Annotated in this window: 19 protein-coding genes and 3 tRNA genes; 9 read left to right on the top strand and 13 right to left on the bottom strand. The window is 66.1% G+C overall.

What is annotated here, in order from left to right:
- Window positions 1-149: 149 nt before the first annotated feature.
- Together ACSFBF_RS02030 and ACSFBF_RS02025 are read left to right on the top strand one after the other, a co-directional pair.
- On the top strand, window positions 150-1,472 hold the full coding sequence (locus ACSFBF_RS02030; protein WP_435464689.1) for an amidase: 1,323 nt from the start codon (window positions 150-152) through the stop codon (window positions 1,470-1,472).
- 56 nt (window positions 1,473-1,528) lie between these two features.
- Window positions 1,529-2,782, top strand: a complete 1,254-nt coding sequence (locus tag ACSFBF_RS02025) for a D-amino acid dehydrogenase (protein ID WP_435464688.1) — start codon at window positions 1,529-1,531, stop codon at window positions 2,780-2,782.
- Here ACSFBF_RS02025 and ACSFBF_RS02020 read toward each other — a convergent pair.
- On the bottom strand, window positions 2,772-3,200 hold the full coding sequence (locus tag ACSFBF_RS02020; RefSeq protein WP_435464687.1) for a hypothetical protein: 429 nt from the start codon (window positions 3,198-3,200) through the stop codon (window positions 2,772-2,774). The two genes, ACSFBF_RS02025 and ACSFBF_RS02020, sit on opposite strands and share 11 nt — an antisense overlap.
- Before the next feature lie 41 nt (window positions 3,201-3,241).
- Between ACSFBF_RS02020 and ACSFBF_RS02015 the strand changes: the two genes are divergently transcribed.
- Window positions 3,242-4,702: an NAD(P)H-hydrate dehydratase gene (locus ACSFBF_RS02015; RefSeq protein ID WP_435464686.1), complete on the top strand. Its 1,461-nt coding sequence runs from the start codon at window positions 3,242-3,244 to the stop codon at window positions 4,700-4,702.
- 10 nt (window positions 4,703-4,712) lie between these two features.
- Here ACSFBF_RS02015 and ACSFBF_RS02010 read toward each other — a convergent pair whose 3' ends face one another.
- Both ACSFBF_RS02010 and rnr read right to left on the bottom strand, forming a co-directional pair.
- Window positions 4,713-5,477 carry an SDR family oxidoreductase gene (locus ACSFBF_RS02010; protein WP_435464685.1) on the bottom strand — a complete coding sequence of 255 codons (765 nt, stop codon included), beginning with the start codon at window positions 5,475-5,477 and terminating at the stop codon, window positions 4,713-4,715.
- A gap of 60 nt (window positions 5,478-5,537) precedes the next feature.
- Window positions 5,538-7,802 (bottom strand): ribonuclease R, encoded by a 2,265-nt coding sequence (rnr, locus tag ACSFBF_RS02005; protein WP_435464684.1) that lies wholly within the window; start codon window positions 7,800-7,802, stop codon window positions 5,538-5,540.
- An 81-nt stretch (window positions 7,803-7,883) separates the two neighbouring features.
- Between rnr and ACSFBF_RS02000 the strand changes: the two genes are divergently transcribed.
- Both ACSFBF_RS02000 and ACSFBF_RS01995 read left to right on the top strand, forming a co-directional pair.
- Window positions 7,884-7,968: transfer RNA gene (locus ACSFBF_RS02000), tRNA-Leu, on the top strand.
- A 209-nt stretch (window positions 7,969-8,177) separates the two neighbouring features.
- Window positions 8,178-8,262, top strand: a tRNA-Leu gene (locus ACSFBF_RS01995).
- 81 nt (window positions 8,263-8,343) lie between these two features.
- On the opposite strand, the gene rimO is transcribed toward ACSFBF_RS01995, so the two are convergent.
- From rimO to ACSFBF_RS01965, 6 genes are all read right to left on the bottom strand, one after another.
- Window positions 8,344-9,750, bottom strand: a complete 1,407-nt coding sequence (gene rimO, locus ACSFBF_RS01990) for a 30S ribosomal protein S12 methylthiotransferase RimO (RefSeq protein ID WP_435464683.1) — start codon at window positions 9,748-9,750, stop codon at window positions 8,344-8,346.
- A 39-nt stretch (window positions 9,751-9,789) separates the two neighbouring features.
- Window positions 9,790-10,350 carry a polyhydroxyalkanoate synthesis repressor PhaR gene (gene phaR, locus ACSFBF_RS01985; RefSeq protein ID WP_435464682.1) on the bottom strand — a complete coding sequence of 187 codons (561 nt, stop codon included), beginning with the start codon at window positions 10,348-10,350 and terminating at the stop codon, window positions 9,790-9,792.
- A gap of 74 nt (window positions 10,351-10,424) precedes the next feature.
- Window positions 10,425-10,793 (bottom strand): hypothetical protein, encoded by a 369-nt coding sequence (locus ACSFBF_RS01980; protein ID WP_093056533.1) that lies wholly within the window; start codon window positions 10,791-10,793, stop codon window positions 10,425-10,427.
- A gap of 169 nt (window positions 10,794-10,962) precedes the next feature.
- A tRNA-Val gene (locus tag ACSFBF_RS01975) sits at window positions 10,963-11,039 on the bottom strand.
- A gap of 48 nt (window positions 11,040-11,087) precedes the next feature.
- Window positions 11,088-13,295, bottom strand: coding sequence for a RelA/SpoT family protein (locus tag ACSFBF_RS01970; protein ID WP_435464681.1), 2,208 nt, complete (start codon window positions 13,293-13,295; stop codon window positions 11,088-11,090).
- A gap of 55 nt (window positions 13,296-13,350) precedes the next feature.
- A complete protein-coding gene (locus tag ACSFBF_RS01965) occupies window positions 13,351-14,343 on the bottom strand; it encodes an alpha/beta fold hydrolase (RefSeq protein ID WP_435464680.1) in 993 nt (330 codons plus the stop codon).
- A gap of 26 nt (window positions 14,344-14,369) precedes the next feature.
- Here ACSFBF_RS01965 and ACSFBF_RS01960 point away from each other — a divergent pair, with 26 nt between their 5' ends.
- Window positions 14,370-15,140 carry a 3-hydroxybutyrate dehydrogenase gene (locus tag ACSFBF_RS01960; protein ID WP_435464679.1) on the top strand — a complete coding sequence of 257 codons (771 nt, stop codon included), beginning with the start codon at window positions 14,370-14,372 and terminating at the stop codon, window positions 15,138-15,140.
- 27 nt (window positions 15,141-15,167) lie between these two features.
- Here ACSFBF_RS01960 and ACSFBF_RS01955 read toward each other — a convergent pair whose 3' ends face one another.
- Both ACSFBF_RS01955 and ACSFBF_RS01950 read right to left on the bottom strand, forming a co-directional pair.
- Complete coding sequence (locus ACSFBF_RS01955) at window positions 15,168-15,875, bottom strand: SIMPL domain-containing protein (RefSeq protein WP_435464678.1); 708 nt, start codon at window positions 15,873-15,875, stop codon at window positions 15,168-15,170.
- 59 nt (window positions 15,876-15,934) lie between these two features.
- A complete protein-coding gene (locus tag ACSFBF_RS01950) occupies window positions 15,935-16,294 on the bottom strand; it encodes a hypothetical protein (protein ID WP_435464677.1) in 360 nt (119 codons plus the stop codon).
- 173 nt (window positions 16,295-16,467) lie between these two features.
- On the opposite strand from ACSFBF_RS01950, the gene ompR reads away from it, so the two are divergent.
- Both ompR and ACSFBF_RS01940 read left to right on the top strand, forming a co-directional pair.
- Complete coding sequence (gene ompR / locus ACSFBF_RS01945) at window positions 16,468-17,199, top strand: osmolarity response regulator transcription factor OmpR (RefSeq protein WP_007837017.1); 732 nt, start codon at window positions 16,468-16,470, stop codon at window positions 17,197-17,199.
- 74 nt (window positions 17,200-17,273) lie between these two features.
- Window positions 17,274-18,698: a sensor histidine kinase gene (locus ACSFBF_RS01940; protein WP_435464676.1), complete on the top strand. Its 1,425-nt coding sequence runs from the start codon at window positions 17,274-17,276 to the stop codon at window positions 18,696-18,698.
- Between the two features lie 12 nt (window positions 18,699-18,710).
- Here the strand turns inward: ACSFBF_RS01940 and ispF are convergent, their stop codons facing one another.
- Both ispF and ispD read right to left on the bottom strand, forming a co-directional pair.
- Entirely contained in the window at window positions 18,711-19,199 is a 489-nt protein-coding gene (gene ispF, locus ACSFBF_RS01935; RefSeq protein ID WP_435464675.1) for a 2-C-methyl-D-erythritol 2,4-cyclodiphosphate synthase, read from the bottom strand.
- Entirely contained in the window at window positions 19,196-19,918 is a 723-nt protein-coding gene (ispD, locus tag ACSFBF_RS01930) for a 2-C-methyl-D-erythritol 4-phosphate cytidylyltransferase (RefSeq protein WP_435464674.1), read from the bottom strand. Before ispD ends, ispF begins: the two co-directional genes overlap by 4 nt.
- Before the next feature lie 119 nt (window positions 19,919-20,037).
- Between ispD and mfd the strand changes: the two genes are divergently transcribed.
- The gene (gene mfd, locus ACSFBF_RS01925; protein WP_435464673.1) at window positions 20,038-23,520 is read left to right on the top strand and encodes a transcription-repair coupling factor; all 3,483 of its coding nucleotides are present in this window, start codon (window positions 20,038-20,040) and stop codon (window positions 23,518-23,520) included.
- Window positions 23,521-23,524 lie beyond the last annotated feature (4 nt).

The raw sequence follows: 23,524 nt of genomic DNA, 5'->3' as shown, positions 1-23,524 counted from the left end.
TCACAACACCTTGATTGGGCCGGTTTGCGGATGTGTTTGACTGGGTGCAACGGGAGCCGTCGCTCAGCCAGCGAAACCCAAAGAGTATAGCACGACCCCCGCCCCTCTTCCCTGAACCCGAGCTGCTCGCACAGTCTCCGCCTCCACTCATGAACGACCTTCACGCCACCCGTCTCGACCTTCTGGCAGGTGGCTCCGATGCACGCACCGAAATGGAGCGCGCCATCGGCATCGCCCAGTCCCCGGTCTGCGCGCACGTCTTCACCCGCACCATGTTCGACGAGGCCCGGCAGACTGCCGCCGCGTCGAACCCCGAGAGCCGGCTTTCAGGCCTCGCCTTCACCGCCAAGGACCTGTTCGACATCGAAGGCCAGCCAACGCCCGCCGGCTCCGTAGTCCTGGCCCATGCGCCAGCCGCCAAGGCCGATGCCCTCGCCGTGGCGCGGCTGCGTGCCGCGGGCGGCGTGCTGACCGGCCGCACCAACATGACGGAGTTCGCTTTCTCCGGCGTCGGCGTCAATCCCCACCACGGCACGCCGGCCAATGTGAGCGATGCCACTACGCCGCGCATTCCAGGCGGTTCGTCGTCCGGCGCGGCGATCTCGGTGGCCAGCGGAGCCGCGTTCATCGGCCTGGGCTCCGATACCGGCGGCTCGATCCGCATTCCGGCGGCGCTGAACGGCATCGTCGGCTTCAAGAACACGGCCCGGCTGACGCCTGCAGACGGCGCACTGCCGCTTTCGACCACGCTAGACACCGTCTGCGCCATGACGCGCTCGGTTCGCGACGCCATCACCGCTCACGAAATCCTCGCAGCCCGGCGCGTGACCGCCGGCAACGCCCCTCTGGCAGCCTACAGGCTGGCCGTGGTGAAGAACATCTTCTTCGACGGCATCGAACCCGCCGTGTCCACCGCCTTCGAGCGCTCGCTGAAGGCGCTCCGCGCAGCCGGCGCCCGCATCGTGGAAATCGAACTGCCCGAGCTCGCCGAGCTGACCACCATCAATGCCACCGGTGGCTTCTCGGCAGCCGAGTCGCACGCCTGGCACCGCCTGCTACTGGAACGCAGCGGCGCAGGCTACGACCCGCGCGTGGCCCAGCGCATCCTGCGCGGCGCCACGATGAAGGCCCATGAATACATCGACCTGATCCATGCCCGCCGCGACTGGATCGCCCGCGTCGAAACCACGCTCACCCCATTCGACGCCGTGCTGTCGCCGACAGTGCCGATCACCGCGCCGTCCATCGCCAGCGTGGCGCCGGGCGCTGAGCGCGACGACGAATTCTTCCGCGTCAACGCATTGCTGCTGCGCAACCCGTCGATCATCAACATGCTCGACGGCTGCGCGATCTCGCTGCCCTGCCACGCCGCCGGCGAACTGCCGGTCGGCCTGATGCTGTGGCACGCCGCGCTGCACGACGACGCCGTGCTCGCGGTAGCGCTCCAGACCGAGCGCGCACTGCAAAATTAACAGCTGACACTGCCCACCTCACGGGCGTCAGCCATCTCTCTTATTCAGAGCATTCAATGAAAATCGCGATCGTGGGCGCCGGCATCATCGGCGTCACCACCGCCTGGGAACTGGTTTCCGACGGCCATGAAGTGACCGTGTTCGAGCGCAGGGGCGCCGCCGCAGAAGAAGCCAGCTTCGCCAACGCCGGCGTGGTCGCTCCCGGGTACGTCACGCCGTGGGCCGCCCCCGGCATGCGCGGCAAGGTGCTGCGCTCGCTGCTGTCCTCGCACGGCGCCATCAAGCTGCGCTGGCCGCTGGGTTCGCGCGACCTCGGCTGGCTTTCACGCTGGCAGAAGGCCTGCAAGCTCGAAACCTACCTGGCCAACCGCGCCCGCATGCAGCGCCTGGCCTTCTACAGCCGCAACCGGCTGCACGAAGTGACCGAGGCGCGCGAGCTCAGCTACGAACGCAGCGACGGGTATCTGGTGCTGCTGCGTTCCAAGCGCGACAAGAAGCTGGTGCAGGCCGGGCTGGAGGTGCTGCGCTCGGCCGGCAGCGTCTTCAAGGAAATCGATGCCGACGAGGCCCGACTGATCGAGCCCGCCCTCAACGCCGACACCCCGCTGGCGGGCGCCATTCACCTGCCCGAAGACGAAGTGGCCAACTGCCGCCAGTTCGCACTGCTGCTCAAGTGGGAGGCCGAGTCGTTCGGCGCGCAGTTTCATTTCAACTGCGACATCGCGCCGCTGAGCCGCGCGGCGCCCACCTCGCTGTCGTTGGCGAGCGGCTCCGACCCTGTGCGCTACGACGCGGTCGTGATGTGCGCCGGCCTGGCATCGGCCGCGCTGCTGCGGCCGCTGGGCCTGCGCATCCCGATGGCGCCGGTCTACGGCCATTCGGTGAGTGCGCCGATCCGCGAGCCGCTCAACGCGCCGCGCAGCGCGGTAATGGACGAACGCTACAAGGTCGCCATATCCCGCCTGGGCCAGCGCGTGCGGGTGGCCGGCAGTGCCGAGATCGGTGGCTCGCTCGACACGATGAACCCCGCCGCGGTTCAAACGCTCTACAAGGTGCTGCACGACTGGTTCCCGGGCGCGGCCACGCTGCAGTCCGGCGTGCAGCAATGGAAAGGCGCACGGCCGATGCTGCCGGACGGCCCGCCGGTGCTGGGTGCCAGCGGCATTCCCGGTGTGTGGCTCAACCTTGGCCATGGGTCGAGCGGCTGGGCGCTGTCGTGCGGCAGCGCGCGCGTGCTGGGCGACCTGATCGCCGGGCAGGACCCAGGCATCGACCTCGAAGGACTCGGGGTCGAGCGGCTCAGTCTTTAGGACCCCACCGGCGCAGGGCCTCGGGGCTCGCCGGCTGTTCGACAGGCAGCGCGGGTTCCGGCGGGGGGCGAAGTCTGCTGGCAATCCATCCCAACAGTCCGGGGCCGAGCAGCGCAAAGAAAATCAGGCACAGCGCGGCGGCACCCAGCAGGGCCAGACGCATCAGGCCAGAAGTAGTTTCGCCCGGGACGTCGAACCACCGGATCACGCTGCAGCCGAAGCCGACATTGGCGGCCCAGGCTACGTCCCGCAGAGACACCCATCGTTTCAGCTCGGCCAGCAGGAAGACACCCCATACGGCACACAGCAGGGCCAGGACCCATCCCAAGCCTGCAATCCACGCCATCGTCGCGATGAGGAAAAAGACAAGCGCCGCGAGAAGCAGGACAAGCAGCCAACCGACGCTCTTGAGGTTCATCCCCGGATGATAGGGAGACAGCGCGGCGGCACAATGCGCCGATGCAACGCATCACCTCCGCCATCGCTGCCGAGCTGTTCGACATCGCCGCCACGCGCCGCATCGAGCATGCCGCCGCGGCCGCCCAGCCCGCCCATGCGCTCATGCAGCGCGCCGGCCTTGCAGTGGCGCGGCTCGCGATGGCGATTGCGCCGCATGCGCGCACGATCTGGGTTGCTTGCGGGCCGGGAAACAACGGCGGTGACGGCTTCGAGGCGGCTGCGCAGTTGCGTCATCGGGGCTTCTTTCCGGTCGTCACGTTCCTGGGAGATGAAAGTCGCTTGCCGCCGGACGCCAAGGCAGCGCTGCAGCGTGCCCGCGATGCGGGCGTCACCTTTGCATCGACGCCGCCTTCGGCCTACGAACTGGCCATCGACGCATTGCTCGGCATCGGATCGACTCGGCCGCCCGAAGGCACGATGGCCGAATGGCTGGCGAAGATGCATGCGAGCGGCCAGCCCGTACTCAGCGTCGATGTGCCGTCGGGCCTGAATGCGGACACCGGCACCCTGCCCCATGGCGCCGACCACACGCAAGCATCGGCCCGCACCTGCATCACCTTTCTCACATTGAAGCCCGGCCTGTTCACAGCTCAGGGCCGCGATGCGGCGGGCACGGTGTGGTTCGACGGCCTGGGTTGCAGCGCATTCAAGGATCAACCCGTGGCCCGAATCGCCGGAGCACCCGATGCGCAGCCGCGCGCCCATGCCTCGCACAAAGGCAGCTACGGTGACGTCGCAGTGATCGGCGGAGCGTCCGGCATGGCGGGCGCCGCCCTGCTGGCCGGCTCGGCGGCATTGCACGGCGGTGCGGGACGCGTGTTCGTTGGGTTGCTCGACCCGAGCGCGGCCCCAGTCGACACCGCGCAACCCGAACTGATGCTGCACGACGCCCGAACGCTCGACCTGTCAGGCATGACGGCGGTGTGCGGCTGCGGCGGTGGAGAGGCCGTGCGCGAACTGCTGCCGCGCGTGCTATCGACGGCGGCCGCCCTGGTGCTCGATGCCGACGCGCTGAACGCAATCGCAGCCGATGGCACGTTGCAGACACAGCTGCTGTCGCGGGGAAGAAGCGGATCACCCACCGTGATCACGCCACATCCGCTGGAAGCTGCGCGCCTGCTGGGCTGTACGGTCGGCGACATCCAGGCCGACAGGCTGGCCGCGGCCCGCCAACTCGCCGCGCGCTTCGGTGTCGTGGCCGTGCTCAAGGGGTCAGGCACCGTCATTGCTGACAGCACCGACACCCCGCCGATCATCAATCTGACCGGCAACGCTCGCCTCGCGAGTGCAGGCACCGGCGACGTGCTGGCCGGCATGATCGGCGCGGCGCTGGCCATGCGCCAGCCAGCCTTCGAAGCAGCGCGCGAAGCCGTCTGGCAGCACGGCCACATCGCCGACACATGGCCGGCCGATGCGGCCCCGCTCACGGCCGGCACGCTGGCCCGCCGCGCGCCCGCCTGACACGAGCTTTTTAGCCGCGTCCGACGAAGGGCATCTTCGTCGCCATGATGGTGTGGAACAGCACGTTGGCTTCCAGCGGCAGGTTCGCCATGTAGAGCACCGACTGGCCCACGATCTTGACGTCGATCAGCGGCTCGATCGCGAGTTCGCCGTTGGCCTGCGGCACGCCCTTGGCCATGCGCGCAGCCAGCTCGGTCATGGCATTGCCCACGTCCACCTGCCCCACGGCGATGTCGTACTTGCGGCCGTCGAGCGATGCGGTCTTGGTCAGCCCTTCGACCGCGTGCTTGGTCGCCGTGTACGCGGCCGAGTTCGGCCGCGGCGCCGTGGCCGAGATGGAGCCGTTGTTGATGATGCGGCCGCCCATCGGCGTCTGCGCCTTCATCGTGCGGAATGCCTGCTGGATGCAGAAGAACATGCCGGTCAGATTGATGTCGACCACGCCTTGCCATTGTTCGGGTGTCCAGTCCTCGAACGGGCCCGGCGGGTTGCCCACGCCGGCGTTGTTGAACAGCAGGTCGACGCGGCCGAAGCGCTCGACGGTGGCGGCGAACAAGGCCTGCACCGAGTTCGCGTTGGACACATCGGTCGACACCGCGAAGGCGCGTGCACCGGCGCCCGATTCTTGCGCCACCTGCTCCAACGGCTCCAGGCGGCGCCCCGCCAGAACCACACTCCAGCCGTCGCCCAGCAATGCCAGCGCGGCGGCGCGGCCGATGCCGGAGCCCGCACCCGTGACGATGGCGATGCGGCCCTTGTTGTCTTCAGCGCTCATGCTGTCTGTCTCTTTCTCTTTTCGGTTTGTCGATGGTTCGTGCGGCGTGCGAGGCTTGCTTCAGCGGCGCGGCTTGCGCCCCTTCATCTTGTTGGCGGCCTTCTTGACCGCCGACTTGAAGGCCTGCATCGCCGACTGCGGCCCGGCCGTGGCCGAAGTGCCGCGCTCCGCGCGCGACTCTGCATTGCCAGCTTCGGCCTTGTGGCGCGTGCTGCGCTTGGCCGAGGCCTTGACCGGCACGCCAGATGATGCCGCACCCTTGTCCTTCATGGCACGGGCCGTGAGCTCTTCGCCTTCGCGCACGAGGCGGAAGTCGATCTTGCGGCCGTCCAGGTCGACACGGCTCACCTGCACTCGCACCCGCGTGCCGATGGCATAGCGGATGCCGGTGCGCTCGCCGCGCAGTTCCTGGCGCATCTCGTCGAACTTGAAGTACTCGCCGCCGAGCTCGGTGATGTGCACCAGGCCTTCGACGTACATCGCGTCGAGCGTGACGAAGATACCGAAGGTCGTGGCCGCCGTGACCACGCCGCCGTATTCCTCACCGAGGTGCTCGCGCATGTACTTGCACTTGAGCCAGGCCTCGACGTCGCGGCTGGCTTCATCGGCGCGGCGCTCGTTGGCGCTGCAATGCAGGCCTGCAGCCTCCCATGCCAGCACTTCCTTGGTAGGAGCGACAGTGGCCTTCTGCGGCTTGCTGGTTGGCGCTTTCACGCGCGACGCGAGCCGCTTGGCCAGCTTGGCATGCGCCTCGCCAGGCGTGGGCAGCATCGGCAGCTGGTAGCGCGTCTTCGAGAGGATCGCCTTGATCACGCGGTGCACCAGCAGGTCCGGATAGCGCCGGATCGGGCTCGTGAAGTGCGTGTAGGCCTCGTAGGCCAGGCCGAAGTGACCGCTGTTGATCGGCGTGTAGATCGCCTGCTGCATCGAGCGCAGCAGCATGGTGTGGATCTGCTGCGCGTCGGGGCGCTCCTTGGTTGCGTCGGCAATCGCCTGGAACTCGCCCGGCTTGGGGTCGTCGGTGATGCTCAGGCCGACACCCATGGCCTTCAGGTAGCCGCGCAGGATTTCCTTCTTCTCGGGCGTCGGGCCTTCGTGCACGCGGTACAGGCCCGGGTGCTTGCCTTCGGCGATGAAGTCGGCACTGCAGACGTTGGCTGCGAGCATCGCTTCTTCGATCAGGCGGTGCGCCTCGTTGCGCGTGCGCGGCACGATCTTTTCGATGCGGCCAGCGTCGTCGCAAATGATCTGCGTCTCGGTGGTTTCGAAGTCGACCGCGCCGCGCTTGCCGCGCTGCTTGAGCAGCGCCTTGTAGACGTCGGCGAGGTTCAGCAGGTCCTTGACGCGGTCCTTGCGCTTGGCAGCTTCGGGACCGCGCGTGTTGCCGAGGATGGCGGCCACCTCGGTGTACGTGAAGCGTGCGTGGCTGAACATTACGGCCGGGTAGAACTGGTACGCGTAGATTTCGCCGTCGGCCGCGACCAACATGTCGCACACCATGCACAGGCGCTCGACCTCGGGGTTGAGCGAGCACAGGCCGTTCGACAGCTTCTCGGGCAGCATCGGGATCACGCGGCGCGGGAAGTACACGCTGGTAGCGCGGTCGTAGGCGTCAATGTCGATGCCCGAGCCGGTCTGCACATAGGCACTGACGTCGGCGATGGCAACCAGCAGGCGCCAGCCCTTGCCGCGGCCCACCTTCGCGGGTTCGCAGTACACGGCGTCGTCGAAGTCGCGTGCGTCTTCGCCGTCAATGGTGACGAGTGGAATGTCGGTGAGGTCGACGCGCCCCTTCTTGTCGGCGGGACGAACCTTCTCGGGCAATGCCTTGGCTTCGGCCAGGCACTCCGCGGAAAACTCGTGCGGCACGCCGTACTTGCGCACGGCGATCTCGATCTCCATGCCTGGGTCGTCGATCTCGCCCAGTACTTCTTTCACGCGGCCAACGGGCTGGCCGAACAGAGCCGGCGGCTCGGTAAGCTGCACGACCACCACCTGTCCCACCTTCGCGGGGCCGGTTGCGCCCTTGGGAATCAGGACGTCCTGGCCATAGCGCTTGTCTTCCGGTGCAACGAGCCAGATGCCTCCTTCGTGCAACAGGCGGCCGATGATGGGCTGCTCGGGACGCTCGATGATTTCCACCACGCGCCCTTCGGGGCGACCGCGGCGGTCCTGGCGCACGACGCGCGCCTTGACGCGATCCTTGTGTAGCACCGCGCGCATTTCGTTCGGAGGCAGGTAGATGTCTGCTTCACCGTCGTCGCGCTGCACGAAGCCGTGCCCATCGCGATGTCCTTGAACAGTTCCTTCGAATTCATCCAGCAAGCCGCTGGAAGTGACATTATTTTTGATATGATCTCCTTCTTTCCTGAAATTCAAAACATTGCTGCTTCGGCAGCTCTGTGGGCCCAGATGGCGGAATTGGTAGACGCACTAGTTTCAGGTACTAGCGAGTAACATCGTGGAGGTTCGAGTCCTCTTCTGGGCACCAAGTTTAAACAGACCTTTACCAGGTCATTCGATTCAAGCCACCGGCCTCCGGTGGCTTTTTTCATGGCCGTTTGAATCCGCATCAAACGCCCAACGCAGCCTTCGCAAGCGAGGCCAAGCAGACGCTTGAGCTTCTCCACACGCTTCGAGACGACGGAATTGCCGGGCCAAATTGTGTATACTCGTAGTCTTTGCTGAAATGCAAAACAAGCCCAGATGGCGGAATTGGTAGACGCACTAGTTTCAGGTACTAGCGAGTAACATCGTGGAGGTTCGAGTCCTCTTCTGGGCACCAAATTCAAGCAGACCCTTACCAGGTCATTCGATTCAAGCCACCGGCCTCCGGTGGCTTTTTTCTTGTCCATTCGAATCCGCATCAAACGGGCAATGCGATCAGGTCGTGGCCCTCGGCACCCACGATGCGCGCGCGGGTGAACTCACCCACCTTCAGCGTCTTGCTGATCTTCTCGGGCGGCAGCAGGCGAACCGTGCCGTCGATCTCCGGCGCATCGGCGTACGTGCGCCCCACCCCGCCCTTGCGACCCATGCCCGGCGCTGAATCGACCAGCACCTGCATCGTCGAGCCAATGCGCCGTTGCAGCTTGGCGATCGACACGGCCTCGGCCACCTCCATGAAACGTGCGCGACGCGCCTCGCGTTCGGCTTCGGGCAGCATGCCCGGAATATCGTTGGCGGTAGCACCTGCCACCGGACTGTAGGCAAAGCAACCGGCACGGTCGATTTCGGCTTCACGGATGAAGTCGAGCAGATGCTCGAATTCCTGCTCCGTTTCACCGGGGAAGCCAGCGATGAAGGTGCTGCGGATCACGAGCTCCGGGCATACCTCACGCCAGCGCGCCAACCGCTCAAGATTCTTCTCGCCACTGGCCGGACGCTTCATGCGCTTCAGCACATCGGGATGGCTGTGCTGCAAGGGCACGTCGAGATACGGCAGCACCTGGCCGCTTGCCATCAGCGGAATGATCTCGTCGACGCTCGGGTACGGGTACACGTAGTGCAGTCGAACCCACGCGCCATACGGCTCTGCGATTTCGCCAAGCGTGCGCACCAGTTCGAGCATGCGGGTCTTGACCGGCTTGCCATCCCAGAACCCGGTGCGGTATTTCACGTCGACGCCGTAGGCCGAGGTGTCCTGGCTGATCACCAGCAGCTCTTTCACGCCGCCCTCGAACAAGGCCTTGGCTTCGCTCAACACGTCGCCCACCGGCCGCGACACAAGGTCGCCGCGCATCGAGGGAATGATGCAGAAGGTGCAGCGGTGGTTGCAGCCCTCGCTGATCTTCAGGTAGGCGTAGTGGCGCGGCGTCAGCTTGAGGCCGGCGACGCCGAAAGTGTTCGGCACCAGGTCGATGAAGGGATCGTGCGGCTTGGGCAGATTGGCGTGCACCGCATCCATCACCTCCTGCGTGGCATGCGGGCCGGTCACGGCCAACACGCTCGGGTGCATCTGGCGCACCAGATTGCCGCCCTGGTCGCCGGTCTTGGCACCCAGGCAGCCGGTGACGATCACACGGCCGTTTTCAGCCAGCGCCTCGCCAATGGTGTCCAAACTCTCCTTCACGGCATCGTCGATGAAGCCGCAGGTATTGACGATCACCAGATCGGCACCTTCGAAGGTCTTGGCGGTTTGATAACCCTCGGCACTCAGCTGGGTCAGGATCAATTCGGAATCGGTCAGGGCCTTGGGGCAGCCCAGGCTCACGAAACCGACCTTGGGGGCAGTCGGCGTGGCCGTACGTTCGGGGGAGGCAACTTCGCTCATATGCCTCTATTGTCCCAGCTATCGGTGACGGCAGGACATTCAGGGTCGCTTAATGCCAAAGGCCCCCAGTACCTGCTCGGTGTTTTTCTGCATCTGCTCCTGCATCTGCAGGAATACGTTCTTCGATTGCTCGACGTAATTGCCCATCAGCCCCTGCAGCATCGGCGACTGCATGCTCATGAAGCGCGACCACATCTCGGGCGTCAGGCCTTCGGCCTTTTCGGCGAGCTGCGCCTGCACCTCGGTCATGGCCTGAATATTCTTCTCGAGGTACGGGCCCATGTAGCCCTGCATCGCCTGCCCGTAGAAACGGATGATGTTGGCCAGCACTTGCTCGGTGAACATCGGCGCGCCACCCGCCTCTTCTTCGAGAATGATCTGCAGCAGGATGCTGCGCGTGAGGTCGTCGCCGGTCTTGGCATCGCGCACCACGAACTGAGCGCTCTGGATGACCAACTGCTTCACCTCGGTCAGCGTGATGTACGTGGATGTCTCGGTGTCGTAGAGCCTTCGGTTGGGGTACTTCTTGATCACACGCTGTACCGGCTTGACCCCGGACTTCTTGCTCTGCACTGCGGACTCCTTCACATGGACGCCCATGTCATCGGATGATTCTAGGGAGCGGTTTTGCTGCGCCGCGACAAGGTTTACCCTGACCAGACGCGGCACTTTCCTCAATCCGGCGATGTCGCGTACTCCGCGCCGCATGCATGGCAGGCGGCCGTCTCGGGTCGCTCTTCGTCGGCCTCCCGAAAGCGCAGTGGCGTTTTCTGCCCGTAGACCACCCAGCAGCGCGGGCAATGCTCTTGTCCCACGGTCGGCAGATAGGCGCGAGCGCGTTGCTCGGCGCGCTCTTCGGTCAGAGGCATGCCCTGGCGTTGTGCACGCACCACCTCGCGCGCCGCCATGGTGTCGGTGCGCCCGCCTGCGTAGTCGTTGATGCCGTAGACAGCACGCGCAAACTCGAGAGGAGCCTGCCTCAACAATGCGGCGAGGCGCTTGTCGGCATGAGCCCGATCAACCGGCGTTGATCGCGTATTCATCGGATCGCTTATCAAGAAAAATGAAATGGAATTGCAGAGCGGCCAAGGTAGCACAACAACATGGCCAAGGTCTTTGTCTGCATCACCACAAGGGACGATATGTGCACCGGGGAACCCGGTGCATGCCTGTTCAACTGGTCCGGTGGTTGGCCGGGGTTGAAACAGAAATTGGTAGGCGCGATTGGACTCGAACCAACGACCCCCACCATGTCAAGGTGGTGCTCTAACCAGCTGAGCTACGCGCCTAAGGATGTGTCCGAGAAGCAGCTATTGTAGCAGGAGAAAACGTGCTTTTCAGCGACGACGTGCAGATCGCACACCAATCACCGCCGTGACCACGCCAAGAACCTGCGTGAGCCGCGCGGCATCCGCGATTTCAACGGTGAACGTCATCCACGCCGTGCCCTTGATCGACTGCGTCTGCACGCCGATCACGTTCATCTTCTCGCGCGCGAACACGTCGGAGATATCGCGCAGCAGGCCCTGACGGTCGGCCGCTTCGACAGCCACGTCCACCGCATACACGGGCGCGTCGGCACCCTTCTTCGCAACGCCCCACTCCACGTCGATGACGCGCTCGCCATCCTTCGCGGCCATCGTGCGGAAGTTGCTGCAATCGCTGCGGTGCACGCTGACGCCATGGCCTCGCGTGACGAAGCCGCGAATGGCGTCAGGTGGCGCGGGCTTGCAGCACTTGGCAAGCTGGGTCATCAACGAAGACACGCCCACCACGAGCACGCCGCCCTTGCCCGACTTCTCGCTGCCACGCGCCTTCTTGATGAGCACGCCGTCGTCGGGCCCTGGCGCGGGCTCCGGCGGGCGCAGCAACGTCTCGATGTTGCGCAGCGAGAACTCGTCCTTGCCCACCACTTCGAACAGATGGTCCGCCGACTTGAAGCCCAGCTGCGACGCCAGGTCTTCGAGCCGCACGGCCGTCTTGCCTTCGCGCTGCAGCAGCTTCTCGACCGCTTCGCGTCCGCGCGCCACAGTCTCGTGCGTGATCTGTGCGTTGAACCATGCACGCACCTTCGCACGTGCACGATGACTGGCCAGATAGCCCAGCTCGGCATTGAGCCAGTCGCGCGAAGGCCCGCCTTCCTTGGCCGCGATGATCTCGACCGTCTGCCCGTTCGACAGCGGCGTGTTCAACGGCACCATCGCTCCGTCGACACGCGCCCCACGGCAGCGATGGCCCAGCGTGGTGTGCACGGTGTAGGCGAAGTCGACCGGCGTCGCGCCCTGCGGTAGTTCAACGATGGCGGCATCGGGCGTCAGCACATAGATGCGGTCGTCGAACAGACCCTGCCCCTGCAGGCCACCCGAGAGATCGCGCTCCCACGCCAGCAGTTGCCGCAACACCGCGATCTTCGCGTCGTACTCGCCGCTGGCCCACACGCCCGCATAGCCCTTATGGCCCGCTTCCTTGTAGGCCCAGTGCGCCGCCACGCCGTGCTCGGCGTGGTCGTGCATTTCTTCGGTGCGAATCTGGATCTCGATCGGCTTGCCCGCCTTGCCATCCACCAACTCGCGCACCACCGTGTGCAGCGACTGGTAGCCGTTGGGCTTGGGCCGCGCGATGTAGTCGTCGAACTCTTCGTCGATCGGCTGGAAGTGCGAGTGCACCCAAGCCAGGGCCGCGTAGCAATCCTTCACGTCAGGCACCACCACGCGCAGCGCGAGGATGTCGAAGACCTGCTCGAAGTCAAGCGACTTGCCGCGCATCTTCTTGACAATGCTGTAGATGTTCTTGGGCCGCCCCTGCACCGCAGCCTTGACGCCTTCGGCCTGCAGTTCGCTCTCCAGCTGCGAGCGCAGTTGCTCGACGTGCCCTTCGCGCTCGATGCGCTTTTCGTCGAGCAGGCGCGCGATCAGCTTGTAGGTTTCAGGCTCGAGGAAGCGGAACGAAAGGTCCTCGATCTCCCACTTCACCTGCCATATGCCCAGCCGGTTGGCCAGTGGCGCAAACACCTGCAGCGACTCGCGCGCCACGCCCTCGGGCGCGGGCCGCTTGCTCGCGGCCGCATGCCGCAGCGTTTGAAGGCGCGAGGCCAGCCGCAGCATCACCACGCGCAGGTCGCGCGAGAACGCCAGCAGCATCTTGCGCACGTTCTCGGTCTGCGCCCCGGCGCCTTCGACGTGATGCCCCTGCGAGGCCGAGCGGGCCTGCTCCTGCACGCGCACCAGCTTGGTCGTCTCGACCGCGAGAGCCGCGAAGTTGTCGCCGAACACCTTGGCGATCACCTCCTGCGGGCGATTCAGGTGCTGGCATGAATAGACCAGGTAGCTCGCCGCCTGCATGGCCTCGGAGCCGCCCATCTTCGCGACGATGGTGGCCACCGCGTCGGCGTGTGCGAGCGTGTTCTCGCCCGTGTCGAGTTTTTCATCGGCGATCAGCGGCTCGGCGAATGCACGCGCGCGCGCCAGCATGTTCTCCATCACCGGCGTGCGGTCGGCCGTTGCAGCGGACAACGGGTAGTCGACCATGGCCGCAGCATCGGACATGGGTGCCGTCTGGAGGCTCGAAGAATCGCGCTTCACGCTTCGTTCACTCAATCACTCAGTCGAAAAGGAAGTCGGTGACGGCAGCGATCTGTGCGGGGTCGACAAAAGTCGGGGCATGGCCCACGCCCTCGAACTCGACCAGCTTGGCATGCGGACCACGCTGCGTCATGGCCAGGGCCGTTTCGCGCGACAGCAGATCCGACACGGCACCGCGCGTGATGAGCGTGCGCGCCTCGATGGCGTCGTACAGGCTCCACATGATTGCGCCACCCTGTGCCGCAGCCTCGGGGGTGATGGCACGCAGCGCCACGCCGATCGCCGGGTCGTAGTGAAGCAGCCAGGAGCCTTCATCACCACTGCCCGCTTCGACCTTGGCCGAGCCATCGGCCGTGCGCTGAAACGCGGGCACCACCATATGCTGCGACAGTGCGAGCCACTGGGCCGGCGTATGCGGGCCGAAGGTGGTCGACAGCGCCCACATGGCATCGGCGGCCGCCTGCACGCTCTCGTAGCTGCCGTTCTTCCCCACATAGGCACCGATGCGCTGCACCGCGGCCGGCTCGATCGTCGGGCCGACATCGTTCGCGATGAAACGGCGAATGGGCCGCGCCAGCGGCAGTTCCTTGTGGCCTGCAAGCACGAAACCGATCAGGCCGCCCATGCTGGTGCCCAGGTAGTCGAGCGTGTCGATGGCCTGCTCGCGATGCAATTGCGCAATCAGCGCGACCATGTCGGCCGCATACACCGGCACTTGATAAAAGGCCGGGTCGCGCAACCAGTCGCTGCGCCCACGGCCCACCACGTCAGGACAGACCACACGCACATTGCCTTCGGCGCGCGCCACGATGGCCTGCGCCAGCGGGTCGAAATCGCGACCCTGCCGGGTCAGCCCGTGCACGCAGATCACGACATGCGCACTGCGCGCGTCGCCCCATTGCCAATAGGCCATGCGATGGCCGCCCTGGGCGTCATCGCACGCCACGTAATGAAGCGTCGGTTCGGTCATGAAAACGAAGTCGTCCTGGTGCGGATAATTGTCTCGTCGCATCCTAATTCATCCGGAGATTGATCTTCATGCTCAAAGGCAAAACCGCGCTTGTCACGGGGTCCACCAGCGGCATTGGCCTCGCCATTGCCAAGGCCCTCGCTCAACAAGGAGCAAACATCGTGCTCAACGGCTTCGGTGATGCCGAAGCCCCCAAGGCCGGGATCGAAGCGCTCGGCGTGCGCGCCGAGTACCACGGCGCCGACATGAGCAAGCCCGACCAGATCGAAGACATGATGAACTTCGCCGCGTCGAAGTTCGGCCGCGTCGACGTCCTCGTGAACAACGCCGGCATCCAGCATGTGGCCAAGGTCGAAGACTTTCCCACCGAACGTTGGGACGCCATCATTGCAATCAACCTCACCAGTGCCTTTCATACAACGCGCCTGGCAATTCCCGCGATGCGCGAAGCCAACTGGGGCCGCGTCATCAACATCGCGTCGGCCCATGGCCTCGTGGCGTCCGCGCAGAAGTCGGCCTATGTGGCGGCCAAGCACGGCATCGTCGGCCTGACCAAGTCGGTCGCGCTCGAAACCGCGACCACCGGCGTCACCGTCAATGCGATCTGCCCGGGCTGGGTGCTGACCCAATTGGTGCAGAAGCAGATCGACGACCGCGCAGCGCGAGAAGGCATCACGGCCGCACAAGCACAAAACGACCTGCTCGGCGAAAAGCAGCCTTCGCTGCAGTTCACCACGGTCGAGCAACTGGGCGGCCTCGCCGTCTTCCTGTGCTCGCCGGCGGCCGACCAGGTCCGGGGCGTTGCCTGGGCCATGGACGGCGGCTGGACTGCCCAATAAAGGGTAGCCCGCCGGTACGGGTTTCTCTTATTTGAGCTGTACCGAGCCCGACACGCTCACCACCACGCTGGTCTTGCCGGCTTCGACCGGCACTGCCGAATCAGCCGAGAACGACTTGGCCTGCACCGCCATCATGCGCGGGCGGATCGGGCCGTTGTCGCTTGCATTCACCGACACCTCGCGCAGCGTGTAGCCGCTGAAGCCGAAGCCCTTTGCCAGCTCGCCGGCCTTCTGCTTGAAGTTTTCGATGGCGATGTTCTGTGCCTCGGTCTCGGTCTTGGCACGCTGTTCGCGGCTCAGGCCGAAGCCCACGTTGCCGACGCTGAGCGTGGTGATGCGCCCGGCAGTCTGGGTGATGCGCGGGAAGTCGCGGCCTTCGAGCACCAGTTCGGTCGAGCCCTGCCAGCCGTTGATCTTGCCGTCCTTCGTATAGCGCGGCGACAGGCTGAAGTTGCCGGTGCGCACGTCGAGCTGACCCGCCTGCGCGTTCTTCTTCGCTTCGGCCAGTGCGGCGTCGAGCGCGGCCTTCAGTTGCGTCTGCACGGTGGCCGCATCGGTCGCGTCGCGGGTGGTCACGAGCGTCATGCTCAGCATGTCCTGCTGGACTTCGACCGTGCCGGAAGCGGTCAGCTGCAGCACGTTCTGCGGCGCTGGCGTGACGGCGTTCTGGGCCAGTGCGGAGCTGGCGGCAGCCAAGGCGGCGCAGGCCGCGAGCAGTTTGATTTTTTTCTTCAAGGCGAAGTACTCCCTGTTGTTGGTGTGAAAAGACAGGCCTGCATCGGCAGGCCGGCGCGTCAGCGACGCTGGCTGCGCGGCGCAGTTAACGACTGGCGGTCCGCGGCCGGAGGCACCGGCACGATCCGCTCCGCCGGCTGCGATTCTGCCGAATTGAGCAAAGCACCCGCCGCGGGCGGGGTCCATTGGCCGCGAACCTGCTGCCGCAGTTCGAACAGCTCGGCGGCGGTAAGGCGCCGGCCGGCGATCGCCTGTTCGCGGCGGACCTCCTCGCGTTGCGCGGCCCGATGGGCCGCTACCGCGTCCCGGACCTCGCTGCGACGCACCTCGCCCACCCTGAAAAAGTCGCCAGACACCGCCAGCGACGGGCCGCAGGCGAAAACGAAGATGAACGGGAGGGCTGAAAAAGGACGTCTCATTGAGCGGGAAGTCATCAGGAAGAGCGACTTTGCCACCTCCTCGCTAACGTCAGATGACCAGACGGCGAGCGTCCGCAAGTTTTGTAACTTAGTGTCAAACCATAAGTAAATCCGGCTCAACGACCACTCAACGCCTTCAGAATCGGCCCTGTTACAAATTCATCGTTGTAGAAATGACTCAAGTTCCCGCTCGCACCGACAAGATCGTGATCGTCGACGACGACGCCCGCATCCGCGACCTCCTGCGCCGCTACCTGACCCAGGAAGGTTTCGAAGTGATCGTGGCCGAGGACGGCAAGGCGCTCAACCGCATCCTGTTGCGCGACACGGTCGACCTGATCGTGCTCGACCTGATGATGCCTGGCGAAGACGGCCTCTCGGTCTGCCGCCGCCTGCGCGCCGCCAACGACCGCACGCCGATCATCATGCTCACCGCCAAGGGCGAAGACGTGGACCGCATCGTCGGCCTCGAAGTCGGCGCAGACGACTACCTCGGCAAGCCTTTCAACCCGCGCGAACTGCTGGCCCGCGTGCACGCCGTTCTGCGCCGCCGCCCGCCGCTCGAGGCGCCGGGCGCCCCCTCCACGGAGAACGAGACCGTCACTTTCGGCCCGTTCGCCTTCGATCTCGGCTCGCGCACCCTGAAGAAGGATGGCGAAGAACTCTCGCTGACCACCGGCGAGTTCGCGATGCTGAAGGCGCTGGTGCGCCATCCGCGTCAACCGCTATCGCGCGAAAAGCTGGCCCAGCTGGCGCGCGGGCGCGAGTTCGAGCCCTTCGACCGCAGCCTGGACGTTCAGATCTCGCGCCTGCGCAAGCTGGTCGAGTCCGACGCCGCAGCGCCGCGCTACATCCAGACCGTCTGGGGCGTGGGCTACGTGTTCGTGCCGGACGGCACGGCCTGACGCCACGTTGAGAGGTGGCCATCGGCCAATCCACCAGACCAGGCCCCGCTCAGGAGGACGGCGCACAGGTCACGATGCCGAGCCCGCTCGAAGCGAGCGCGCAACGTGACCGACGCCCCGGCCTCAAGCTGGGCTTCAGCCTTTTCTGGCGCACTTTCTTCCTGCTGGCGCTGCTGCTGATCGGCTGTACGGTCGCCTGGCTGCAGACCTTCCGCTCGCTCGAGTACGAGCCCCGAGCCATTCAAACCGCGCACCAGATCGCCTCGCTCGTGAACCTCACGCGCGCGGCGCTTGTGTACTCAGACGCCATCACCCGGGTGTCGCTGATCAAGACGCTGGCCGACCAGGAGGGCGTGCGCATCCTCCCGCGCGAGCCCAACGACCGCTTCCAGCCCTACACCAGCGGCGCGCTCGACCTGCGCGTGACCGAGGAGCTGATCGACCAATTGGGCGAAGGCACCACGGTCGCAAGCCGCGTGAACGACGAGGCGGGCCTGTGGATCGGCTTCACCATCGAGAGCGACACCTACTGGCTGCTGCTCGATCCCACGCGTTTCAGCCGCGTGGGTGGGCGTACCTGGCTGGTCTGGCTCAGCACCGCCATGGCGCTGTCGCTGGCTGGCGCGGCGCTGATCACCCGGCTCATCAACCTGCCGCTCAAGCAGCTGTCGCGCGCGACCATGCAGGTGCGCGAGGGCGAGTACGAGGCGCACCGGCTCGACGAGCGCGCCCGCACCAACGAGATCCGCGCGGTCAACATCGGCTTCAACCGCATGGCGGACCAGCTCGCCAAGATCGAGCAGGACCGCGCCATCATGCTGGCCGGCATCTCGCACGACCTGCGCACGCCGCTGGCACGGCTGCGGCTGGAAACCGAGATGAGCGTGGCCGACGAGGACGCCCGCGACCACATGGCCGCCGACATCGCCCAGCTCGACGCGATCATCGACAAGTTCCTCGACTACGCGCGGCCCGACCATGTGGATCCGCGCCCCGTGCTGCTGCGCGACGTGGTCGACGCCTGTACCTACGCGGTGCAGGACTACGAGGAAATGAACATCAAGGTCGAAGTGCCTCCCGACCTGCGGGTGCTGGGCGACGAGGTCGAGCTCACGCGCGTGATCTCCAATTTGGTCGAGAACGCGCGGCGCTATGGCAAGTCGCCCTCCACGGGCGTGGCCGACGTGACGATCCAGGCGCAGGCCAACAACGACGCAGTGCTGATCAAGGTGCGCGACCACGGCGCGGGCGTCGAGCCCGCCCTGCTCTCGCAGCTGACCAAGCCCTTCTTTCGTGGCGATGCGGCACGCACTTCGGCCGCCGGCGCGGGCCTGGGCCTGTCGATCGTGGCGAAGAACATCGAGCGCATGGGCGGCACCTTTGCGCTGACCAGCACGCCGGGCCGCGGCCTGGCGGCGCACATCCGGATGCCGCGCGCGATGCCGCCGGGCAGCGCCAAGCCCGGCGAGCCGCAGGGCGGCAGCAAGAAGCCGGCCTGATCCGGGGCCGCGTCAGCGGTGAAGCAGCACGGCCGCGCGAGCTTCCATCGCACGGCCCTCGCCCACCGGGCCGAGCTTCTCGGCCGTCTTGGCCTTCACGTTCACCTGTTCCAGCGCCACACCCAGCGTGTCGGCGATGCGCTGGCACATGAGCGGAATGTGCGGCGCGAGCTTGGGCGCCTGCGCGATCACGGTGCTGTCGACGTTGCCGATCTCCCAGCCCGCCGCGCGCACCCGGCGTGCCGCCTCGGCCAGCAGCACCGACGAATCGGCGCCGCGAAACTGCGGATCGGTGTCCGGAAAATGCCGGCCGATGTCGCCCAGCCCCGCGCCACCCAGCAGCGCATCGGTAATGGCGTGCAGCAGCACGTCGGCATCTGAATGCCCCAGCAGGCCGGTGGTGTGCGGCACTTCGACGCCGCCGAGGATCAGCTTGCGCCCCGCCACCAGCTGGTGAACGTCCCAGCCCTCGCCGATGCGGATGTTGAAGGCGCTCGTCATGCCAGGCCCTTCTTGCGGCCCAACAGAACCGCTTCGGCCAGCGCGAAGTCTTCGGGAAAGGTCACCTTGAAGTTCTGCGCGCTGCCCGGCACCAGCAGCGGCGACAGGCCGACCGCCTCGATGGCGCCGGCCTCGTCGGTCACGGTGTCGCCCGTGCGTTCCAGCGCATCGAGCAGCATGCCGATGCGGAACATCTGCGGCGTCTGCGCCAGCCACTTGTCGGCGCGCGGCAGGGTCTGGGCCACGCGGCTTTCGGTCGTCGACGACTTCAGCGTGTCCGCCAGCCGCTGTGCCAGCAGGCCGCCGACAGCGTCGTGCTCGCAGGCCGCGATCAGCGCCTCGATCTGACTCGATGTGACGAGGCAGCGCGCCGCATCGTGCACCAGCACCCAGTCGTGCGCGCCGGCGCCCTTCTGCCGCAGCGCCGCCAGGCCGTTGCGCACCGTGGCTGCGCGGGTCACACCGCCCACGCGCAGCAGGTATTCGTTCTCGGCTGGAAAGCGCGGCAGCACGGCATCCACATCGCGGTCGTCCGGCGACACCACCAGCGCCAGCCCGGCGAAGCGCCCCGCCAGCGCGCGGAAGGCCTCCAGCGTGTGGGCCACCATCGGCAGACCGGCCAGCCGCCGATACTGCTTGGGTTGAGTGGACTGCGCATGCCCCGCGCGATAGCCGGAGCCGGCACACGGGATCAGCACGAAAAGTCGGGAAGAGGACATGAGGGCCCGGCGCCGGCGATGGCCGACAAGCGAATAAAGGGCCGCCATTCTAGAATTGCCCGCTACGCACACCCCTCGCCAGCCGGCGCGGGGTGTTGTGCATTTCCACCAAGCGTTCCATGGACCTCCCCCACCTCACGGCGGGCAAGCGTTTCACGCTGCCGCGTCCCCCGTTGTCGGCCGATGCCTTGCTGCTGGCGCAGCTGGCCATGCGCGAGAAAGCCGCGGGGCGCGCCACGGCGATGTTCACGGCCGATGCCAACGACGCCCAACGCCTGATCGACGAAATCGCTTTCTTCGCGCCCGACCTGCGCTGCGCCCTGTTCCCCGACTGGGAGACGCTGCCCTACGACAGCTTCTCACCCCACCAGGACCTGATCAGCGAGCGCCTTGCCACCCTCTGGCGCATCAGCCAGAAAGAGGCCGACGTGGTGCTGGTGCCCGCCACCACCGCGCTCTACCGGCTGGCGCCACCGGCTTTCCTGGCCGGCTACACCTTCCAGTTCAAGGCCAAGCAGAAGCTCCAGGAATCGAAGCTCAAGGCCCAGCTCACGCTGGCCGGCTACACCCATGTGACGCAGGTGGTAAGCCCCGGCGAATACGCGGTGCGCGGCGGCCTGATCGACCTGTTCCCCATGGGCTCGCCCGTGCCGTTCCGCGTCGACCTGTTCGACGACGAGATCGACTCCATCCGCACCTTCGACCCCGATACCCAGCGCAGCCTGTACCCCGTACCTGAAGTGCGGCTGCTGCCGGGCCGCGAATTCCCGATGGACGACGATGCGCGCGGGCGCTTTCGCAGCCGCTGGCGCGAACTGCTCGAAGGCGACCCGACCAAGAGCCGCATCTACAAGGACATGGGCAACGGCGTGGCCACCGCCGGCATCGAGTACTACCTGCCGCTGTTCTTCGACGAGACGGCCACGGTGTTCGACTACCTCGGACCGGACGCTACCGTCGTGCTGCACGGCGACCTCGAACCGGCCTTCCAGCATTTCTGGCAGGACACGAACGAACGCTACCGGCTGGTGCAAGGCGACCCCGAGCGCCCCGCCCTGCCACCCGAGGCGCTGTTCCTGAACGCCGAGCAGTTCTACCAGCGCGCCAAGCCCCATGCGCAGCTTGCCATCCGCGGCGACGTGCCCACCGAAGCGCCCTACGCCGAGTTCGACAAGCTGCCGCCCTTCGCCGTGGTGCGCGGCGCCGAAGACCCGCTGGTCGGCCTCAAGGCCCACATTCGCGCCACACCGCACCGCGTGCTGCTGATCGCCGAGAGCGACGGTCGCCGCGAAAGCCTGCTCGACTTCCTGCGCGCCAGCGGCGTGAGCCCGCCGGCCTTCGACTCACTGGCCGAGTTCGAGGCCTCCGCAGACGAAAAGATCGGCATTGCCACCGCTGCGCTGGCCTCGGGCTTCGCCTGGCGCGAACAGAGCATCGACCTCGTCACCGAGACCGAGCTGTTCGCTACCGCGCCCACCACTCGCCGGCGCAACAAGAAGCAGGAACAGGTCAGCGACGTCGAGGCGCTCATCAAGGACCTGTCGGAGCTCAACGTGGGCGATCCGGTGGTCCACAGCGCGCACGGCATCGGGCGCTACCGCGGCCTGATCCACATGGACCTGGGCCAGGGCAACGGCCCCGACGGCAAGCCGCTGCTGCAGGAAATGCTGCACCTTGAGTACGCCGACAAGGCCACGCTCTACGTGCCCGTCTCGCAGTTGCACCAGATCAGCCGCTACACCGGCGTCAGCGCCGACGAGGCGCCGCTGCACAAGCTGGGCTCCGGCCAGTGGGAAAAGGCCAAGCGCAAGGCCGCCGAGCAGGTGCGCGACTCCGCCGCCGAGCTGCTCAACATCTACGCCCGCCGCGCAGCACACGAAGGCCATGCCTTCCGTTACTCGCCGGCCGACTACGAGGTGTTCTCCAACGACTTCGGCTTCCAGGAAACCGCCGACCAGAAGGCCGCCATCCACGCCGTGGTGCAGGACATGATCTCGCCCCAGCCGATGGACCGCCTTGTGTGCGGCGACGTGGGTTTCGGCAAGACCGAAGTCGCGCTGCGTGCCGCCTTCATCGCCGTCACGGGCGGCAAGCAGGTGGCCTTCCTCGCGCCCACCACGCTGCTGGCCGAGCAGCACTACCAGACGCTGGTCGATCGCTTCGCCAAATGGCCGGTGAAGGTGGCCGAGATGAGCCGCTTCCGCTCGGCCAAGGAAATCACCGCCGCCGCAAAAGGGCTGGCCGAGGGCCAGGTCGACATTGTGGTCGGCACGCACAAGCTGCTCTCGCCGTCGGTCAAGTTCAAGAACCTGGGCCTGCTCATCATCGACGAGGAGCATCGCTTCGGCGTGCGCCATAAAGAGGCGATGAAGGCGATGCGCGCCGAAGTCGACGTGCTCACGCTGACGGCCACTCCAATTCCGCGCACGCTGGGCATGGCGCTCGAAGGCCTGCGCGACCTGAGCGTGATCGCCACCGCGCCGCAGCGCCGGCTGGCCATCAAGACATTCGTGCGCAACGAAGGCACCGGCGTGATCCGCGAAGCTGTGCTGCGCGAGCTCAAGCGCGGCGGGCAGGTCTACTTCCTGCACAACGAGGTCGAGACCATCGAGAACCGCCGCCAGAAGCTCGAAGAAATATTGCCCGAGGCCCGCATCGCCGTGGCCCATGGTCAGATGCCCGAGCGCGAGTTGGAACGCGTGATGCGCGACTTCGTGGCGCAGCGCTACAACCTGCTGCTGTGCTCCACCATCATCGAGACCGGCATCGACGTGCCCACCGCCAACACCATCGTGATGAGCCGCGCCGACAAGTTCGGCCTGGCGCAGCTGCACCAGCTGCGCGGCCGCGTCGGCCGCTCTCACCACCAGGCGTATGCCTACCTCATGGTGCCCGACACCGAGGGCCTGACCAAGCACGCGGCGCAGCGGCTCGACGCCATCCAGCAGATGGAAGAGCTGGGCTCCGGCTTCTACCTGGCCATGCACGACCTGGAGATCCGCGGCACCGGCGAGGTGCTGGGCGAGAACCAGAGCGGCAACATGATGGAGATCGGCTTCCAGCTCTACAACGAGATGCTGAGCGAGGCCGTGCGCGCGCTGAAGGCCGGCCAAGAGCCCGACCTGCTGTCGCCGCTGTCGGTGACGACAGAAATCAACCTGCACGCCCCCGCCCTGCTGCCCGACGACTACTGCGGCGACGTGCACCTGCGGCTGTCGTTCTACAAGAAGCTGGCCACCGCGAAGACGCCCGACCAGATCGACACGCTGCTGGAAGAAATCGTCGACCGCTTCGGCAAGCTGCCGCCGCAGGCGCAGACGCTGATCGACACGCACCGCCTGCGCGTGCTCGCTCGGCCCTACGGCGTGGTGAAGGTCGATGCGGCGCCGGGCATCATCAACATCACATTCAAGAAGGACGCGCCGGTCGATGGCATGGCCATCATCCAGCTGATCCAGAAGAACAAGCACATCAAGCTCGCCGGCAACGAAAAACTGCGCATCGAGCGCGAGCTGAAAGAGCCGAAAGACCGGGCCCAGCTGGTGCGCGACGTGCTGCGCAGCCTGGGCCAACCCATCGTCAAGGAAACCGTCACCGCATGAGCCC

This window comes from Variovorax nivicola (genome assembly GCF_051216475.1).
Lineage (GTDB): Bacteria > Pseudomonadota > Gammaproteobacteria > Burkholderiales > Burkholderiaceae_C > Variovorax.
The sequence above is the reverse complement of the archived record's forward strand: the minus strand, read 5'-3'. Positions and strand labels throughout refer to the sequence as shown.

What these genes read in the sequence shown, in the direction of transcription:
- ompR (WP_007837017.1), top strand. Translation starts at nt 16,468, where the DNA reads ATGACTCAAGTTCCCGCTCGCACCGACAAGATCGTGATCGTCGACGAC.
- ACSFBF_RS02030 (WP_435464689.1), top strand. Translation starts at nt 150, where the DNA reads ATGAACGACCTTCACGCCACCCGTCTCGACCTTCTGGCAGGTGGCTCC.
- ACSFBF_RS01950 (WP_435464677.1), bottom strand. Translation starts at nt 16,294, where the DNA reads ATGAGACGTCCTTTTTCAGCCCTCCCGTTCATCTTCGTTTTCGCCTGC.
- ACSFBF_RS02025 (WP_435464688.1), top strand. Translation starts at nt 1,529, where the DNA reads ATGAAAATCGCGATCGTGGGCGCCGGCATCATCGGCGTCACCACCGCC.
- ACSFBF_RS01960 (WP_435464679.1), top strand. Translation starts at nt 14,370, where the DNA reads ATGCTCAAAGGCAAAACCGCGCTTGTCACGGGGTCCACCAGCGGCATT.
- ispD (WP_435464674.1), bottom strand. Translation starts at nt 19,918, where the DNA reads ATGTCCTCTTCCCGACTTTTCGTGCTGATCCCGTGTGCCGGCTCCGGC.
- ispF (WP_435464675.1), bottom strand. Translation starts at nt 19,199, where the DNA reads ATGACGAGCGCCTTCAACATCCGCATCGGCGAGGGCTGGGACGTTCAC.
- ACSFBF_RS01980 (WP_093056533.1), bottom strand. Translation starts at nt 10,793, where the DNA reads ATGAATACGCGATCAACGCCGGTTGATCGGGCTCATGCCGACAAGCGC.
- rimO (WP_435464683.1), bottom strand. Translation starts at nt 9,750, where the DNA reads ATGAGCGAAGTTGCCTCCCCCGAACGTACGGCCACGCCGACTGCCCCC.
- phaR (WP_435464682.1), bottom strand. Translation starts at nt 10,350, where the DNA reads ATGGGCGTCCATGTGAAGGAGTCCGCAGTGCAGAGCAAGAAGTCCGGG.
- ACSFBF_RS02010 (WP_435464685.1), bottom strand. Translation starts at nt 5,477, where the DNA reads ATGAGCGCTGAAGACAACAAGGGCCGCATCGCCATCGTCACGGGTGCG.
- ACSFBF_RS02020 (WP_435464687.1), bottom strand. Translation starts at nt 3,200, where the DNA reads ATGAACCTCAAGAGCGTCGGTTGGCTGCTTGTCCTGCTTCTCGCGGCG.
- ACSFBF_RS01970 (WP_435464681.1), bottom strand. Translation starts at nt 13,295, where the DNA reads ATGTCCGATGCTGCGGCCATGGTCGACTACCCGTTGTCCGCTGCAACG.
- ACSFBF_RS02015 (WP_435464686.1), top strand. Translation starts at nt 3,242, where the DNA reads ATGCAACGCATCACCTCCGCCATCGCTGCCGAGCTGTTCGACATCGCC.
- ACSFBF_RS01940 (WP_435464676.1), top strand. Translation starts at nt 17,274, where the DNA reads ATGCCGAGCCCGCTCGAAGCGAGCGCGCAACGTGACCGACGCCCCGGC.
- mfd (WP_435464673.1), top strand. Translation starts at nt 20,038, where the DNA reads ATGGACCTCCCCCACCTCACGGCGGGCAAGCGTTTCACGCTGCCGCGT.
- ACSFBF_RS01965 (WP_435464680.1), bottom strand. Translation starts at nt 14,343, where the DNA reads ATGCGACGAGACAATTATCCGCACCAGGACGACTTCGTTTTCATGACC.